The following is a 15,263-nucleotide window of genomic DNA, read 5'->3' as shown; positions in this document are numbered from 1 at the left end:
AGGATGAGGGTGACTTTATCGTCGCGGCGCTCGCGGCGATTTCTACCCTTAACCACTGGAAAATGCTATGACCTCTTCAAAGCTCGAAGTGTTAACCCCTGCGAACTGTCAGATCATCTTTATCGATCACCAGCCACAGATGGCGTTTGGCGTGCAGTCGATTGACCGCCAGGTGCTGAAAAACAACACCGTGGCGCTGGCGAAAGCGGCTAAGGTGTTCAACATCCCGACCATCATCACCACCGTAGAGACCGAAAGCTTCTCCGGTAACACCTATCCGGAGCTGCTGGACGTGTTCCCGGGCCAGGACATTCTGGAGCGTACCTCCATGAACTCCTGGGACGACCAGAAGGTGCGCGACGCGCTGAAGGCCAACGGCAAGAAGAAGATCGTGGTTGCCGGTCTGTGGACCGAAGTGTGCAACAACAGCTTTGCCCTGTGCGCGATGCTGGAAGGCGACTACGAAATTTATATGGTGGCGGACGCGTCCGGCGGCACCTCAAAAGAAGCCCACGACTACGCGATGCAGCGCATGATCCAGGCGGGCGTGATCCCGGTGACCTGGCAGCAGGTGATGCTGGAGTGGCAGCGCGACTGGGCGCGTAAAGAGACCTACACCGCGGTGATGGACATCGTGCGCGAGCACTCCGGCGCGTACGGCATGGGCGTGGATTACGCCTACACCATGGTGCACAAAGCGCCGTCTCGCCAGAAGAGCGAGCACCGCACCTTAGCGCCGGTTCCGGCTCGCTAAGTCCCGTCGGCGGGCTGGTCCCTCATCCGGCTCGCCGCTGCCTCTTTCTCTGGAGTTCACGATGAGTACTGGGCTGATATCCCTTGCGGCAGGCGTGTTGATTGGCCTGATGTATGCCGTGCTGAAGGTGCGCTCCCCCGCGCCGCCCGCGCTGGCGCTGATTGGCCTGCTGGGGATGCTGGCGGGTGAACAGGCGACTCGCCATCTCTTATCCCGCGACGGCGCGCCGCCGCCTCAGGTGACCGTTCCGCAGGCCAGTTCGCAGACGGGAGCGTCGTCATGAAAGCATGGATAATTTCGCTGGTGTGCGGCGTGGGTGCTGGGGTAATTTACGCTCTGCTCGACGTCCATTCCCCGGCGCCGCCGGTTGTCGCCCTGCTTGGCCTGTTTGGCATGCTGGTGGGTGAACAGCTCATCCCGGTGGGACGGCGTTTACTGAGTCGCGAACCGCTTACCCTCGCCTGGTTTCGTCACGAATGCGTACCGAAAATCAGCGGCACGGCGCCCCCTGCGCCCGCGAAGGATACCCGCGACGTTAAATGACTGGTTAGAGGAATAACAGCATGACGCTGCCGTGGCGCATTGCCATCATTGATGACGAACGTTCCGTCCGCAGCGGGTTGAGTAATCTCCTGGAGTCGGAAGGCTATTCGACCGATACGTTTGATTCGGCAGAGGTATTTCTGAGCCATCCGCTCGCCCTGTCCGGCGCGGCGCTGGTGATCACCGATATCAAGCTGCGGGGCATGAGCGGCCTTGAGCTGTTTGACAAGCTGCGGCTGCTGGCCGTACCGCCGCCGCCCGTGCTCTTTATCTCCGGTCATGCTGATGAAAATATGCAGCGGTACGCTCTCGGTCTGGGCGCCGCTGCTTTTTTGCGTAAGCCCATTAACATCGATATTCTGCTGGATCATATCCAGCGGGAGCTGGCCCGCCGACAATAAGGATCGCGGATGAACGAAAACGAGCAGCCTGCATTCTGGCCCGCCCAGGGGAATCTTCACCAGGGGCGGGTTTTTGTCCTTAAAGAGGATGTGATTTTTACCGTGCTGGCGCAGGAGGGCGGAATCGCCTGGATGCACGCGCGACATCCTCATTCCGGCGGCTCGTTCATTATCGCCACCGCGGTCAGCGACGAAGAGGAAGAGCGGGCCACCCGGCTGCTCAAAAACGAGTTTGCGCTGCGCGATATGCTGCAGGACAGCTGGGCCATTCGCGCCGTCGCCTCCACCCAGTACCGGGGACGCTTCGCGCTGGTGTACGCCCCGTTTTCCTTTGAGCTGCTGGCGCGGCGCGCGGGCAGGGCGATCTCGGGGATCGCGCGCTTTATCGAGCTGGCGATCCAGATCTGCGTCCCTCTGCGCCAGATGCATCTGCAAAACCTGATCCACGGCGATATCAAGCCCGGCAGCATTTTTGTTCAGCACGATGCCACCTGCCGCCTGGGCAGCTTTGGCCTCTCCTGCACGCTCTCCGATGCTTTCTCCCAGACCCGGCTTGCCGTTTCGGGCGGTACGCCTGCCTGGATGTCGCCGGAACACACCTCCCGCACCCAGCGTCCCGTGGATAACCGCAGCGATCTCTACAGCCTCGGCATGGTGCTGTATGAACTCCTGACCGGCCGCCTGCCGTTTGAGCTGGGAGAGGACGACCAGACCAACTGGGCGCATTACCACATCGCCTCGGCGCCGCTGGCCCCGGACGCGATACGCCCGGACGTGCCGGGGATGCTGTCGACCATCATCCTGAAGCTGCTGGAGAAGCACCCCGATAACCGCTACCAGACGGTCGACGGGCTGATTGCCGACCTTCGCCGCTGCCAGGCGACGCTGACCTGCGAGGGCGACATCGTCGCCTTTACTCCCGGCCAGCAGGACCGTACCCCGGCGATCCATCTGGCGGACTCCCTGTTCGCGACCCATCCGCAGGCGAACGACGTCATTGCCGCGTTTGAGCGGGTGGGGCAGAACCGCGTGCCGGAGCTGGTGACCATCGGCGGGCCGTCGGGGATCGGCAAATCCTCGATCATTGCGACGGCGCTTAAAACGCTGCAGCAGCGCGCGGTGCTGCTGGCGGTGGGCAAAGTCGATCAGTTTTCACCGTCGCTGCCCTACGGCGTATTAAGCTCCGCGTTCCGCACCCTGACGCTGCACCTGCTGGGGCTGCCGGCAGACGAGGTGGCGAAGTGGAAAATCCGCCTCTCGCGCGCCCTTGAAGGCTATGAAGAACTGGCCGTCAGCCTGGTGCCCGAGCTGGGCCTGCTGCTTGAGAGCAAGCCGCGCTTCTCGGCGGATACGTTTTCGATTGATGCCCGGGCGCGCTTCAGCCATATGGTGCTGGCGCTGGTGAAAACCTTTGCCTCGCAGGGCTGCCCGCTGGTGCTGGTGCTCGACGATCTCCAGTGGAGCGACGCCGCCAGCCTGCAAACGCTCAACGCGCTGCTGGTGAACTGCGGCGCCATCCCGCTGCTGGTGGTTGTCGCCCACCGCGATATCGGCTCGTTGTCCGACCCCACGCTGCAACAGCAGCTGGCGAGCCTGCCGGAGGCGGCACAGCACGCGAGCGAGATTGTCCCGCAGGCGCTCTCGGTTAAAGCCGTGGCGCGCTGGCTGGCAACGGTGTTTCGCACCCGCAGCGCGGCGACGACCGACCTTGCCACCCTGATCCACGAGAAGACGGGCGGCAACCCGCTTTTTGTGCATGAATTTTTCCGCCGCATCGTCGACGACGGGCTGGTGGTGCATAACAAATACCAGGACAAGTGGCATTACGATCTGCAGGCGATCCGCGCCCGGCATTACACCGAAAACGTGGTCACCCTGGTGCTGGAGCAGCTCGAAGAGTTGCCCGACGAGACGCGCCGCCTGCTGGGCAGCATTGCCTGTCTCGGCGGCACGGGCGAGATGGAGATGATGTGCCGCGTGGTTGGCCTGTCGATGGCGGAGATGCGCTATGCATTGCATCCGGCGGTGATGGCCCAGCTCATCGTGCTGACGGAAAAAAAGTACGCCTTCACCCACGACAGGGTGCAGGAGGCCGCCTTTGCGCTGTTGGATCGGCATGAGAAAAGCCACATTCACCTGACGACCGCCAGCCTGCTGGCCGACGCCGCGCGCCAGGCGGCGGGGAATGAGCTGCTGTTCCGCGCCGTTCACCACGTCACGGCCGCGCTGGACAGCATCCAGCCCGCCCCGCAGCGCCAGCGGTTCCGCGAGCTGAGCCTGCTGGCCGCGCGACGCGCGAAGCGTTCGGGAGATTATCTTTCGGCGCTGAGCTATATCCAGACCGCCAGAGCGCTGGGCAACGCCGGGACGGTGTCGGACTTTATGCTCGATATCGAAGAGGCGGGCTGCGAGTTTGCGCTGGGGCACCTGGAGCGGACCCGCGAGCTATGTGACGCCATCCTCGGCTGCCCCGGCGGGCTGACCGAAAAGGCGCTGGCGGCCAACCTGCTGGTGGAAGTGTACATTCGCCAGTCGGACAGCCGTCTGGCGCTGGAAGCGGCGCTCTGCTGGCTGGGGGTGTTTGGCATCCAGATTGGCCGCTATCCGGAAGATGCCGACTGCGACGAGGCCTGGGAACGCTTTTGCAACCGCGCAAATGATGCGCCGCAACATCTCTTTGCCCCGCTCTCGCGGATGGAGAACCCGGAAACCGAAGCGGTGATGAACCTGCTCTACAGCGCCAGCATTTGCGCCAGCTTCATCTGCCCGCGCCTGCATTTCTTACTGCTCTGCCGCATGATGCACCTGACCCTCGACCACGGCATCACCGGCGCCTCCACCACGGCGATGGCCTGGTTTGGCGTGCTAATGGGCCACCGCTACGCCGAGTATCGCCTCGGGTTTCAGTACGGCACGCTGGCCCGCGAGCTGGTGACCCGCCACGGCTACGATGCCTTTGAAGCCAAGACCCTGCTGCCGCTCGACCAGCTCAGCGTCTGGACCCAGCCTTTGTCGTTCACCATCGAGTGCGCGAAAGCCTGCTTCAGCGCGGCGGTCACCCACGGGGATATGACGATGGCCTGCTTTGCGGCCTGCCACCAGGTCATTAATTTCCTCTCGCGGGGCGATCACCTGGACGGGGTGCTGACCAGCATCGATCGCGGCCTGGCGTTCGTGCGTAAAACCCACTTCCAGGACGTGGAAAGCATTTTGATGGTGCAGCGCGGCTACGTTGAGTTCCTGCGCACGCCGGTCATCGGCACCTGGACCGCGTCGCAGGTCTTGCCCGAGGCGCTGCTTCCCGCGTCGCCGGAGCAGGCCCCGGAGCAGACCTCCACCATGCTGTTCTGGTACTGGCTCTATCGCGGCATGGCGCACTTTACCTGCGGCGAGTACGCCGACGCACAGGCGGATCTGGAGATGGCGGGGTGGTACGCGTGGTCCGCGCCGGGGCACATCCATCTGCTGGATTACCATCTCTACAGCGCGCTGGCGCTTTCGCGTCAGCTGACGCCGGAGACCTTCTCGGCGAACCACCGCCGCAGCATTCACGCCCACTACAACAAAATCGCCCTCTGGGCGCGCATCAATCCCGGCACCTTCGCGGATAAAGAGGCGCTGATCTACGCCGAAATCGTGCGTCTGGACGGGATGAACAGCATCGCGCTTGAGCAGTACGAGAAGGCGGTCCGGCTCTCCCGCGAGGGCGGGTTTAATCCGATTAACGCCCTGGCCCACGAGCTGGCGGGCCGCTTTGCGCTGGCCTGCGGCTATCCAACCGCCTCGGACGCACACTTCCGCGGGGCCATCTCCGCCTGGGGTCGGGCGGGCGCGCAGGCCAAAGTGCGCCAGCTGGAGCAGGATTTCCCGCACCTGCTGGCCTCCGGGCAGGCGAGCGCCTATGACACGGTAGCGTTCGCCCAGAACGAGACCATCCGCGATCTGCAGAGCGTGATCAAAGCCTCCCGCGCGCTGTCGGAAGAGATCAACCTTGAGCGCTTAATCGAAAACCTGATGACGATCCTCCTCGAACGCGCCGGGGCGCAGCGCGGCCTGCTGCTTCGCGTGAGCGATAGCCTGATTCCGGAGATCGAGGCCAGCGCCTGGACCAGCACCGACGGCGTGCGGGTGCGGATCCTGAAAGACGTGCCGACGGCGACCGACCTGCCGCTGTCGGTGCTCGCGGCGGTGATCCGCACCGGGCAGGAGATCCGCACCGGCAGGCCGGAGGAGTTTCACCCCTTCAGCCAGGACCCCTATCTGGTGACCTCGGGGGCGGCGGTGATGTGCGTCCCGATGTTCAAACAGGCGCGGCTGGTGGGCGTGCTGTACCTGGAAAACCGCCTGATGCCGGAAGTGTTTACCGCCGAGCACTCGCGCGTGGTCAGCCTGCTGGGCGCGCAGGCGGCGGTCTCCCTGGAGACGGCGCGGCTGTACGCCGAGCTGCTGGCGGAGAACATCCAGCGCCGCCGGGTGGAGAAAGAGCTGCGCGCCAGCCAGACCTCGCTGATGCTGGGCGAGCAGATCAGCCACACCGGCAGCTGGCGCTGGGAGCTGGAGCAGGATCTGATGTTTGTCTCGGACGAATACGCCCGCATTCTCGGCCTGCCCGAGCAGCAAAAGACGATCTCCATGGCGGAGTTTTTGACCTTCGTCCATGAGGACGATTACGCCCGCATCAGCGCCATCGTTACCCAAAGCGTGCGCGACGGGCTCTCGATGCGCGCGGAGTTTCGCGTTAAGCGTCCCGACGGCTCAACGCGCTACATCCTCGGCATTGGCGATCCGGTGGGCGTGGGCAGCGAGGTGAACGAGTATTACGGCATCATCACCGATATCACCAGCCAGCGCGCCGCGGAGGATGCCATGCGGGTGGCGCAGGCGGATCTGGCGCGGGTGTCCCGGGCCACCACCGTCGGACAGCTGACCTCCTCCATCGCCCATGAGATCAACCAGCCGCTGATGTCGATCGTCTCGAACGCCGGAGCGAGCCTGCGCTGGCTCAGCCGCGAGCCCGCCCGGCTGGATAAAGTGCGGGAAGGGCTGGAGGAGATCGCCGCCGAAGGCGCGCGGGCGGGGGAGATCATTCGCAGCATTCAGTCCCTGACGCGCAAGCAGGATCCCACCTTCTCGCGCATCGACATGCACTCCCTGATCCACCATATCATCACGCTTTCGCGCAGCGAGCTGGAGCAGCGACACATAAGCGTTGATTATCTGTTGAACGCCAGCGACAGCTTTATCACCGGCGATAGCGTGCAGATCCAGCAGGTGCTGTTGAATCTGGTGATGAACGCGGTTGAGGCGATGGCCGAGGTGAAGGAGCGTGCCAGCACCATCACCCTCAGCACCAGCAACGCGGACGGGAAGGTGATCGTTGAGATCGCCGACACCGGCAGCGGCATTGAGCCCGAGCGGCTGGAGCAGATTTTTGACTCGTTCTACTCCACCAAGCCGCAGGGAATGGGGATGGGGCTGACCATCAGCGCCAGCATTATCGAGCGCCACTGCGGGAAGCTAAGCGCGCGCCGCCGGGAGCCGCACGGCACGATATTTGCCTTCGCGCTGCCGCTGGCCGCGCAGGAAGCGTAAACGTTATTCCGCGGGCTGGCTTTTGGTCAGGCGCTCAACGGCCCTGACCAGCTCGGCCACGGAGCGCACCTGCATTTTTTCCATCACGCGGCGGCGGTGCACCTTCACCGTGATCTCGCTGACGCCCAGCTCGGCGGCAATTTGCTTGTTCAGCATGCCGCTTATCGCCAGCGTCAGCACCTCGTGCTCGCGCGGCGTAAGGGACATGTGGCGCTGCTTCAGGGCGTAGTGCTCTTTATTGCGCTCGGCGTTGTTTTCCGCCAGCTGCAGTGCAGATTCGATGGCGTCTATCAGCGCGTTAGATTCGACGGGCTTGGTGAGGAATTCGTACGCGCCGCCTTTGATGGCGCGCACCGACATCGGGATGGTGCCGTGGCCGGTGAGGAAAATAATCGGGATTTCGCGCCCGCTTTCCTTGAGGGCGTCTGCTACCTCAAAACCCGAAATGGCGGGCATTTGCATATCGAGGATCACGCACGACGGCAGATCCTCAAAGCGGTATTGCAGAAACGCTTCTGCCGATGAAAAGCCGATGGCGTTCAGGCCTGCCGATTCCAGCAGCCCGATCACGGACTGTCTGACGGCGTCATCGTCATCTACCACATACACAATGTGTTCCATTCACCGCCCCGGTGCTGATTGACATGTCGAGGATGCAAACAGTCACTACGGCGACGTAAGAGACTGTTTATGCTGCCTTTCATCTTAACACATTAACTATCATTATCATTTAACAATATGATAACCGTATGAAGTATAGCGAGCCGGGGCGGGGGCGGTGAAGGAACGAAACGCTGTTTTTATGCACCGACAAGCTCAATGCGGTTGCCGTCCGGGTCCGCGATCACCGCCTCATAAAAGCCGTCTCCGGTCAGGCGCGGAGCGCTGAGCAGCGTGCCGTTGGCCTGGGCTCGCTCGGCCATGCTGTCCACTTTTGCCTTGCTGCCGACGTTGATGGCGATATGCGCCCAGCCGATAAACTCCGGGTGCAGCGGGGCGTCGGGCAGCTCCGGCAGCGTCATGAGCTCGATGGTCGGACCGTCATCCAGCGTAATAAAGTGTGATTCAAACCCCGGACGATTTTTACTGACGTAGCGTTCGTTACTGCGGCCATTAAAAACCGTTTCCCAGAACTGAACCTGGGCGTTCAGGCTGCGGGTCCAGAGTGCAACATGGGCAATATGCATAAGTTCCCTCGTGATGTGTCGGTGAGGACTTTCACCGGTAAAACAGGCTACACTCTGGTTTTGAGCGCGACAAGCTGAGGAAAAGACAATGCACTACACACTGAAAGAAAGCGACAAGGATAAAGCGGAAGGGTCAAACGGCGCGGGCGCTCTGCAGCAAAAACTGCTGGAGTCCCGTTCGATTGTGATCTCCGGTGAGATCAACCAGGAGCTGGCGCAGAAAGTGATCACCCAGATGATCCTGCTGCAAAGCGTCAGCAACGATCCGATCAAGCTGTACATCAACAGCCAGGGCGGCCATGTGGAAGCGGGCGACACCATCCACGACTTCATCAAATTCATTCGCCCGGAAGTGCACGTCATCGGCACCGGCTGGGTGGCGAGCGCCGGGATCACCATCTTCCTGGCCGCGAAAAAAGAGCACCGCTACTCGCTGCCAAATACCCGCTTTATGATCCACCAGCCGCTGGGCGGCGTGCGCGGTCAGGCGACGGATATTGAGATCGAAGCGCGCGAGATCATTCGCATGCTGGATCGCGTGAACAAGCTGATCGCTGACGCCACCGGCCAGCCGCTGGAAAAAGTGAAAAAAGACACCGACCGCAACTTCTGGATGTCCCCGGCGGAAGCGCTGGACTACGGCATCGTGGGCAAGCTGATCACCCATTATGACGAGCTGAAGCTGGACTAAGTTTTTACCGCCGTGTACGTGTCGGGTGGCGGCTACGCCTTACCCGACCTACACGCCCTCGTTTGACCCATGACAAGTTCCCCCTCTGCTTTCTTACCTATAATCGCGCCTGTTTCCCCTCTCACTGGTGCTACCCATGGCGTATCAACTGAACCTGAACTGGCCGGAATTTCTTGAGAAATACTGGCAAAAACAACCCGTTGTGCTGAAAAATGCCTTCCCGAATTTTGTCGATCCGATTACCCCGGACGAGCTGGCAGGGCTGGCGATGGAGCCGGAGGTCGATAGCCGTCTGGTGAGCCATTTCAACGGTAAATGGCAGGCCAGCAATGGTCCGTTTGAGCACTTCGACGATCTGGGCGAAACCGGCTGGTCGCTGCTGGCGCAGGCGGTGAACCACTGGCATATGCCCGCCGCGGAGCTGGTGCGTCCGTTCCGCGTTCTGCCGGACTGGCGTCTGGACGATCTGATGATCTCCTTCTCCGTGCCCGGCGGCGGCGTGGGTCCGCATATCGATCAGTACGACGTGTTTATCATTCAGGGGATGGGCAGCCGCCGCTGGCGCGTGGGCGACAAGCTGCCGATGCGTCAGTTCTGCCCGCATCCGGCGCTGCTGCATGTGGATCCGTTCGAGCCGATTATTGACGAAGATCTGGCTCCGGGCGATATCCTCTACATCCCGCCTGGATTCCCGCACGACGGATTTACCCATGAAACGGCGCTCAACTACTCCGTCGGCTTCCGCGGGCCGAACGGTCGCGATCTGATCAGCAGCTTCGCCGACTACGCGCTGGAAAACGATCTGGGCGGCGAGCACTACAGCGATCCGGATCTGACCTGCCGCGAACACCCGGGCCGCGTGGAGCAGTACGAACTCGATCGCATCCGTCAGATGATGATCGACATGATCGGCAAGCCGGAAGATTTCACAAAATGGTTCGGCAGCTTTGTCTCCACGCCGCGCCACGAGCTGGATATCGCCGCCGCCGAGCCGCCGTATGCGCCGGAAGAGGTGCTGGATGCGCTGCAGGGCGGCGAAACGCTGTCTCGCCTGAGCGGGCTGCGCGTGCTGAATATCAACGGCAGCTTCTTCATCAACAGCGAACAGCTGGAGACGGTAGACGCGAAGGCGGCGGATGCGCTGTGCCGCTACACCGAACTCGGCCAGGCCGAGCTGGGCGATGCGCTGAAAAACCCGGCGTTTGTCGAGGAGCTCACCGGGCTGATTAATCAGGGGTACTGGTACTTCGACGAGTAGTGCGGCCTGTTGCCCGGTGGCGCTGCGCTTACCGGGCCTACAACGGCGAGAACGTAGGCCGGGTAAGGCGAAGCCGCCACCCGGCAAAAACTACTCCTCCATCGCAATCACAATCGCTTCACCCATCTTCTTCAACGCCTCGCGATTTTTCTCCGTTGGCGGCAGCGCCACGTTGATCCGCAGGCAGTTGCGGTACTTCCCGGAGGCGGAAAACAGCGACCCGGCCGCGGCCTGGATCTTCAGCCGGCACAGCTGCTTGCTGACGCACACCATATCGACCGTCTCCGGCAGCTCAACCCACAGCAGGAAGCTGCCCTGCGGGCGCGTGACGCAAATCTCTGCCGGAAAATACTGCCGCACCCAGCAGGTGTAGGTTTCCATATTCTGCTGATAAATCTGGCGCATACGCCGCACGTGGCGATGGTAATGGCCGTCGCGGATAAACGCCGCCACCGCCATCTGCGTGCCCGGCACGTTAAACCCGCCCGCGGCGTATTTCATGTGCATCACCCGGTCGTAGTAGCGTCCCGGCACAATCCAGCCGACGCGCAGGCCCGGCGCCACGGTTTTAGTAAACGAGCTGCAGAGGATCACGCGGCCGTCGATATCCATGGAATGAATGGTGCGCGGGCGCGGGTACTCCGCCGCCAGCTCGCCGTAAATATCATCCTCGACAATCACGATATCGTGCCGCTGGGCGAGGGCCAGCACCTGCTTTTTCCGCGCCTCCGGCATGATAAACCCGAGCGGGTTATTGCAGTTGGGCACCAGGATCACCGCCTTGATCGGCCACTGCTCCATTGCCAGCTCTAGCGCTTCGATGCTGATCCCGGTTTCAGAGTCGGTGGGAATTTCAATCGCCTTGATGTCAAACCCGCGCAGCATCTGCATCGTGCCGTGAAACGACGGTGATTCCACCGCCACGATATCCCCCGGTTTGCACACCGACAGCAGGGCGATCGACAGCGCGCCGTGGCAGCCGTTGGTGATCACAATGTCGCTTGCCGAGACGGTGGAGCCGCCGTCCAGCATCAGGCGGGCGATCTGCTCGCGCAGCTCCAGGCGCCCGTCAAGCACGTCATAGCTCAGCATCTCGCCGGGGTTATGCTGCGCGATGCGGCTCATCTCGCGCCACAGGGGCTTCAGGCTCGGCTGGTTAATGTCCGGCGAACCGCCGCCAAAGGAGATCATCTCTTTGTCGGCGCGGGCGTCCAGCAGCATCATCACCTCATCCCACTGGGTAACGTCCACCGGGCGCTGCACCGGGCGCGTCATCGCCGGGACGGGCGGCTGGGCCTTGCGAGGCGAGACAAAATAGCCGGAGCGCGGCTGAGGCGTGATCAGCTGGAGGTTCTCGAGGATCTGATAGGCCTGCTGTATGGTGCTGATGCTCACGCCGTGCTCCTGGCTCAGCGCGCGCACCGACGGCAGACGTTCGCCGCTGCGATACAGCCCTTGTTCAATGCGTTCTGCCAGAAGGTTGGCGAGATGTTGATAGCGCGTCATGCTGTATCCTCTGTTTTCACCATACAGATTATAAAACCAGTACAGATTGCTGCGAAAATGGCCATGCAGATACTGTTTTAGCGGATCTGTATGTTAAACAAAAGTTGTTTTTGCATCTGTATTGCACAGGCCGATTTCCGGGATGATAACCCCACTGACACAGTGAGGAGAGCATCATGGAATTCTACGAGAATCGTTCAAAACGTCCGTTTGTTGTGTTTGTCTGGATCGCGAAAACGCTGCGTAACTGGTATCGCATCAACCGCACCCGCCGCATCCTGAGCCAGATGAGCGACGAGCAGCTCAAGGACGTCGGGTTGTCGCGATATGATGTGTGATCCACGTCGTCGCCGGGTGGCGGCTGCGCCTTACCCGGCCTACTCGATCCCGTAGGCCCGGTAAGTGTAGCGCCACCGGGCGATTTTCAGCGCAACAGCGCAAGCGTCTGCCGCTTCGGCCTTTCCAGCAAATCCAGCGCCTTCTGATACGAACGCACGTTGTTATAGCCCATCACCAGCCCGTAACGTTTGCCCGACCCGCGATACCACTCCGAGAGCGCATTGACCTGCAGCTGCTGTTCCTGCCAGCAGCGCGCGATTTCCCGGTCACGACTTCCTTTGGTCAGGAACGCCACGATATGCATCCCGCCGTCGTTTTGCTCGGTGAAAAACAGATCGCCATATACCTCCTGCAGGGCGGCAATCATCCAGTCGCGGCGGGTCTGATACAGCGCGCGCATCTTTTTCAGGTGACGGAAAAAATGCCCTTCGTTGAGAAACGCGGTGAGGATCTTTTGCGTCAGCACCGGCTGGCCGCTGGTGGTGATGTCCGCGCAGTCGGTAAAGGCCCCGACGGTGCTGGCGGGCATCACCACGTAGCCCATGCGCAGCGACGGCATAATGGTTTTACTGAAGGAGCCCATAAAAATCACCCGGTCGTGCTGGTCGAGGCTTTTCAGCGACGGCAGCACCTTGCGGGTGTAGTGAAACTCTCCGTCGTAATCGTCTTCGATAATCCACGCCTCGTTCTGGCTGGCCCAGTCGAGCAGCTGCTGTTTACGCGGCAGCGAGAGCGTGACCGCCAGTGGACTCTGGTGCGACGGGGTGACGATGGCAAAACGGGCGTCGCGATGGTGGCGGAGCAGGTAGTCCGTGTCGATGCCGCAGCGATCGACCGGCACCGTGTGCAGGCGCGGCACGATCCGCTTCAGCAGCTGCTGGCCCATAAAATAACCCGGATCCTCAAACACCACCTTGTCGCTGCGGCTGGCGAGGGTATCGAGGATCAGCCGCAGGCTGCCGCTGTAGCCGCTGGTGATCAACACCTGTTCAGCGGTGCAGGACAAGCCGCGCGAGATGTTGAGGTAGCTGGCGATGGCCTGGCGCAGCGGATACCAGCCCAGCACCGGCGGGTTGAGCATCTCCTCCTGACGCATGGCCCGCGTCGCCTGGCCCGCCAGCAGCAGCCACTTTTTATACGGGAAGCTGTCGAGGGCGGGGATGCCGGGGCGCAGAAACCCCGCCCGCTCGCGCTGGCTGATGAGCGAGGCCGGAAGCGTACCGGTGGGCTGCTCCGCCGGGGCATGCTTGTCCGGCAACAGTAAGTCCGGGTTAACCCGCGTGCCGCGCGCCCCTGGCTCACCAGATACCCTTCACCCGTCAGAATGGCATACGCCGTTTCGACGGTTTTACGCGCCACCTTCAGCTCTTCCGCCAGCACGCGGATGGCAGGTACCTTATCGCCCGGCTTCAGCACGCCGCGCATAATGTTGTCGCGATAGCGGGAATAAATCTCGTGATAGCCCGGCTTCATGTCCTACCTCGTTTCACGCTTTTTGTATCTTTTTACTATGTCATGAACGGCGTAGATTTGCCTCATCGCATGACACATGCCGCACAAAAAGAGGAAAGACCATGAGCACTCGCGTTAACCACCATAAAGCTACACCTGCCCTCGCCAACGCGCTGTCTGCCCTGAGCATGGAGGTGGCAAAAACCTCCATCGACCCGGCGCTGAAGCACCTGATCGACATTCGCGTGTCGCAGCTGAACGGCTGTACGTTCTGTCTGGATATGCACTCAAAAGAGGCGAAAATCGCCGGCGAGCGCGAGCTGCGCCTGTACCATCTGGCGGCCTGGCGCGAGTCCCCGCTGTTTAGCGCCCGCGAAAAAGCGGCGCTGGCGTTCACCGAAGCGCTGACCCAGATTGGCGTTCACGGTGTCAGCGACGCCCTCTACCGCAGCGTGGCGGAACATTTCTCCGACGTGGAGATTTCAGAGCTGAACTTCGCTATCGTGGCGATCAACGCCTGGAACCGTCTGGGGATCACCTCCCGCATGGCGCCCGGTTCGCTGGATGCGGCGTACGGGCTGAATAAAGCTAACCTGGAATAATTCCGCGCTCGCGGATCATCGCCACCAGCGCCCGCAGCCCTGGCGGGACGTGGCGATGGCCGGGGTAGTACAGGCGCAGCCCGGCAAACGGCTGCGTCCAGTCGTTTAAGACGCTCACCAGCTCCCCGCTTTTCAGCTCGTCCTGAATATAGAGTTCCGGTAAAAATCCCACCCCTAACCCCGCTTTTACGGCGCGGATCGAGGCAAAAAGATCGGACGTCGCAAAGCGCGGCGGCACGGCAAGCGCGTACGTTTCACCCCGACGTGCCAGTTCCCAGCGGTAGATCCCGCCTTGGGCCATACGCATGCCGATCCCCTGATGTGAAAGCAGATCGTCCGGCGTCTCGGGTATGCCGTGACGGGCGAAATAGTCCGGCGTGGCGGTGACGAGCTGGCGGATCTCACCGGTCAGCGGCACGGCGATCATGTCCTGCGGAACGGACTCTTCGAGGCGGATCCCCGCGTCATAGCCTTCGGCGACGATGTCGATCATCCTCGCTTCGCTCACCGTTTCCACGCGCATTTTCGGGTAGCGGATCATGAAGTCGATCAGCAGCTGGTCCAGAAACAGCGTGCCGATATGGTTCGGCACGTTGAGGCGCAGCGTGCCGGCGGGTTCCCCGGTTTCGCTGTGGATCTCTTCCCCGGCGAGACGGATCTCCTGCAGCGCCGGACCAATGCGCGCCACGTAGCGCTGCCCGGCGTCGGTGAGCGCCACGCTGCGGGTCGTGCGGTTGAAAAGTCGCGTCTCAAGGCGGCTCTCCAGCCCGGCGATGGCGTTGCTGACCGCCGTGGCGGACATCCCCAGCTCCTGCGCCGCGCCGCACCACCGCCATCACCACTTCCAGCTCTGTCAGACCTGAACGATGCATAGATTATCCTGAAAATCGAAACAACCATTGCAGCATAGCGTGGATTATCGCAACGGAGAAGCCGTG

At 61.8% G+C, this 15,263-nt stretch carries 11 protein-coding genes and 3 pseudogenes; 9 read left to right on the top strand and 5 right to left on the bottom strand.

Translation table 11 applies throughout. The annotated features are described in order from the left end of the window. Positions 1-67 precede the first annotated feature (67 nt). The 5 genes from C6A40_RS03865 to C6A40_RS03845 all read left to right on the top strand — a co-directional run bounded on the left by C6A40_RS03865 (position 68) and on the right by C6A40_RS03845 (position 7,290). Complete coding sequence (locus C6A40_RS03865; protein ID WP_045335563.1) at positions 68-754, top strand: hydrolase; 687 nt, start codon at positions 68-70, stop codon at positions 752-754. A 61-nt stretch (positions 755-815) separates the two neighbouring features. Then, positions 816-1,037 (top strand): DUF1427 family protein, encoded by a 222-nt coding sequence (locus C6A40_RS03860; RefSeq protein WP_023326631.1) that lies wholly within the window; start codon positions 816-818, stop codon positions 1,035-1,037. Continuing rightward, positions 1,034-1,297 carry a XapX domain-containing protein gene (locus tag C6A40_RS03855; RefSeq protein ID WP_008501347.1) on the top strand — a complete coding sequence of 88 codons (264 nt, stop codon included), beginning with the start codon at positions 1,034-1,036 and terminating at the stop codon, positions 1,295-1,297. The genes C6A40_RS03860 and C6A40_RS03855 overlap by 4 nt, the downstream gene beginning before the upstream one ends. 20 nt (positions 1,298-1,317) lie before the next feature. Continuing rightward, complete coding sequence (locus tag C6A40_RS03850; protein WP_008501346.1) at positions 1,318-1,698, top strand: response regulator transcription factor; 381 nt, start codon at positions 1,318-1,320, stop codon at positions 1,696-1,698. A gap of 9 nt (positions 1,699-1,707) precedes the next feature. After that, entirely contained in the window at positions 1,708-7,290 is a 5,583-nt protein-coding gene (locus tag C6A40_RS03845) for a trifunctional serine/threonine-protein kinase/ATP-binding protein/sensor histidine kinase (RefSeq protein WP_058657711.1), read from the top strand. Between the two features lie 3 nt (positions 7,291-7,293). On the opposite strand, the gene C6A40_RS03840 is transcribed toward C6A40_RS03845, so the two are convergent. Together C6A40_RS03840 and C6A40_RS03835 are read right to left on the bottom strand one after the other, a co-directional pair. After that, positions 7,294-7,911 carry a response regulator transcription factor gene (locus C6A40_RS03840; protein ID WP_008501344.1) on the bottom strand — a complete coding sequence of 206 codons (618 nt, stop codon included), beginning with the start codon at positions 7,909-7,911 and terminating at the stop codon, positions 7,294-7,296. Positions 7,912-8,090: 179 nt separating this feature from the next. Continuing rightward, on the bottom strand, positions 8,091-8,477 hold the full coding sequence (locus C6A40_RS03835; RefSeq protein WP_023293372.1) for a VOC family protein: 387 nt from the start codon (positions 8,475-8,477) through the stop codon (positions 8,091-8,093). A gap of 82 nt (positions 8,478-8,559) precedes the next feature. On the opposite strand from C6A40_RS03835, the pseudogene C6A40_RS03830 reads away from it, so the two are divergent. Then, positions 8,560-9,168, top strand: a pseudogene (locus tag C6A40_RS03830) (ATP-dependent Clp protease proteolytic subunit); the annotation flags it as partial. A gap of 136 nt (positions 9,169-9,304) precedes the next feature. Beyond that, positions 9,305-10,426, top strand: coding sequence for a ribosomal protein uL16 3-hydroxylase (locus C6A40_RS03825; protein WP_021240630.1), 1,122 nt, complete (start codon positions 9,305-9,307; stop codon positions 10,424-10,426). 90 nt (positions 10,427-10,516) lie between these two features. On the opposite strand, the gene C6A40_RS03820 is transcribed toward C6A40_RS03825, so the two are convergent. Then, positions 10,517-11,932, bottom strand: coding sequence for an aminotransferase-like domain-containing protein (locus C6A40_RS03820; protein ID WP_021240629.1), 1,416 nt, complete (start codon positions 11,930-11,932; stop codon positions 10,517-10,519). 176 nt (positions 11,933-12,108) lie between these two features. On the opposite strand from C6A40_RS03820, the gene C6A40_RS03815 reads away from it, so the two are divergent. Beyond that, positions 12,109-12,270 (top strand): DUF1127 domain-containing protein, encoded by a 162-nt coding sequence (locus C6A40_RS03815; protein ID WP_008501333.1) that lies wholly within the window; start codon positions 12,109-12,111, stop codon positions 12,268-12,270. Positions 12,271-12,356: 86 nt separating this feature from the next. Here the strand turns inward: C6A40_RS03815 and pdxR are convergent. Further along, positions 12,357-13,744, bottom strand: a pseudogene (gene pdxR / locus C6A40_RS03810) (MocR-like pyridoxine biosynthesis transcription factor PdxR). 101 nt (positions 13,745-13,845) lie between these two features. Here pdxR and C6A40_RS03805 point away from each other — a divergent pair. Next, positions 13,846-14,325, top strand: coding sequence for a carboxymuconolactone decarboxylase family protein (locus tag C6A40_RS03805; RefSeq protein ID WP_008501331.1), 480 nt, complete (start codon positions 13,846-13,848; stop codon positions 14,323-14,325). Here the strand turns inward: C6A40_RS03805 and C6A40_RS03800 are convergent. Further along, positions 14,312-15,197, bottom strand: a pseudogene (locus C6A40_RS03800) (LysR family transcriptional regulator). The gene C6A40_RS03805 and the pseudogene C6A40_RS03800 sit on opposite strands and share 14 nt — an antisense overlap. Positions 15,198-15,263: the final 66 nt, after the last annotated feature.

Origin of the sequence: Enterobacter sp. GER_MD16_1505_Eko_090, from assembly GCF_003331015.1 — a bacterium.
Lineage (GTDB): Bacteria > Pseudomonadota > Gammaproteobacteria > Enterobacterales > Enterobacteriaceae > Enterobacter > Enterobacter roggenkampii.
The sequence above is the reverse complement of the archived record's forward strand: the minus strand, read 5'-3'. Positions and strand labels throughout refer to the sequence as shown.

What these genes read in the sequence shown, in the direction of transcription:
- C6A40_RS03865 (WP_045335563.1), top strand. Translation starts at nt 68, where the DNA reads ATGACCTCTTCAAAGCTCGAAGTGTTAACCCCTGCGAACTGTCAGATC.
- C6A40_RS03860 (WP_023326631.1), top strand. Translation starts at nt 816, where the DNA reads ATGAGTACTGGGCTGATATCCCTTGCGGCAGGCGTGTTGATTGGCCTG.
- C6A40_RS03855 (WP_008501347.1), top strand. Translation starts at nt 1,034, where the DNA reads ATGAAAGCATGGATAATTTCGCTGGTGTGCGGCGTGGGTGCTGGGGTA.
- C6A40_RS03850 (WP_008501346.1), top strand. Translation starts at nt 1,318, where the DNA reads ATGACGCTGCCGTGGCGCATTGCCATCATTGATGACGAACGTTCCGTC.
- C6A40_RS03845 (WP_058657711.1), top strand. Translation starts at nt 1,708, where the DNA reads ATGAACGAAAACGAGCAGCCTGCATTCTGGCCCGCCCAGGGGAATCTT.
- C6A40_RS03840 (WP_008501344.1), bottom strand. Translation starts at nt 7,911, where the DNA reads ATGGAACACATTGTGTATGTGGTAGATGACGATGACGCCGTCAGACAG.
- C6A40_RS03835 (WP_023293372.1), bottom strand. Translation starts at nt 8,477, where the DNA reads ATGCATATTGCCCATGTTGCACTCTGGACCCGCAGCCTGAACGCCCAG.
- C6A40_RS03825 (WP_021240630.1), top strand. Translation starts at nt 9,305, where the DNA reads ATGGCGTATCAACTGAACCTGAACTGGCCGGAATTTCTTGAGAAATAC.
- C6A40_RS03820 (WP_021240629.1), bottom strand. Translation starts at nt 11,932, where the DNA reads ATGACGCGCTATCAACATCTCGCCAACCTTCTGGCAGAACGCATTGAA.
- C6A40_RS03815 (WP_008501333.1), top strand. Translation starts at nt 12,109, where the DNA reads ATGGAATTCTACGAGAATCGTTCAAAACGTCCGTTTGTTGTGTTTGTC.
- C6A40_RS03805 (WP_008501331.1), top strand. Translation starts at nt 13,846, where the DNA reads ATGAGCACTCGCGTTAACCACCATAAAGCTACACCTGCCCTCGCCAAC.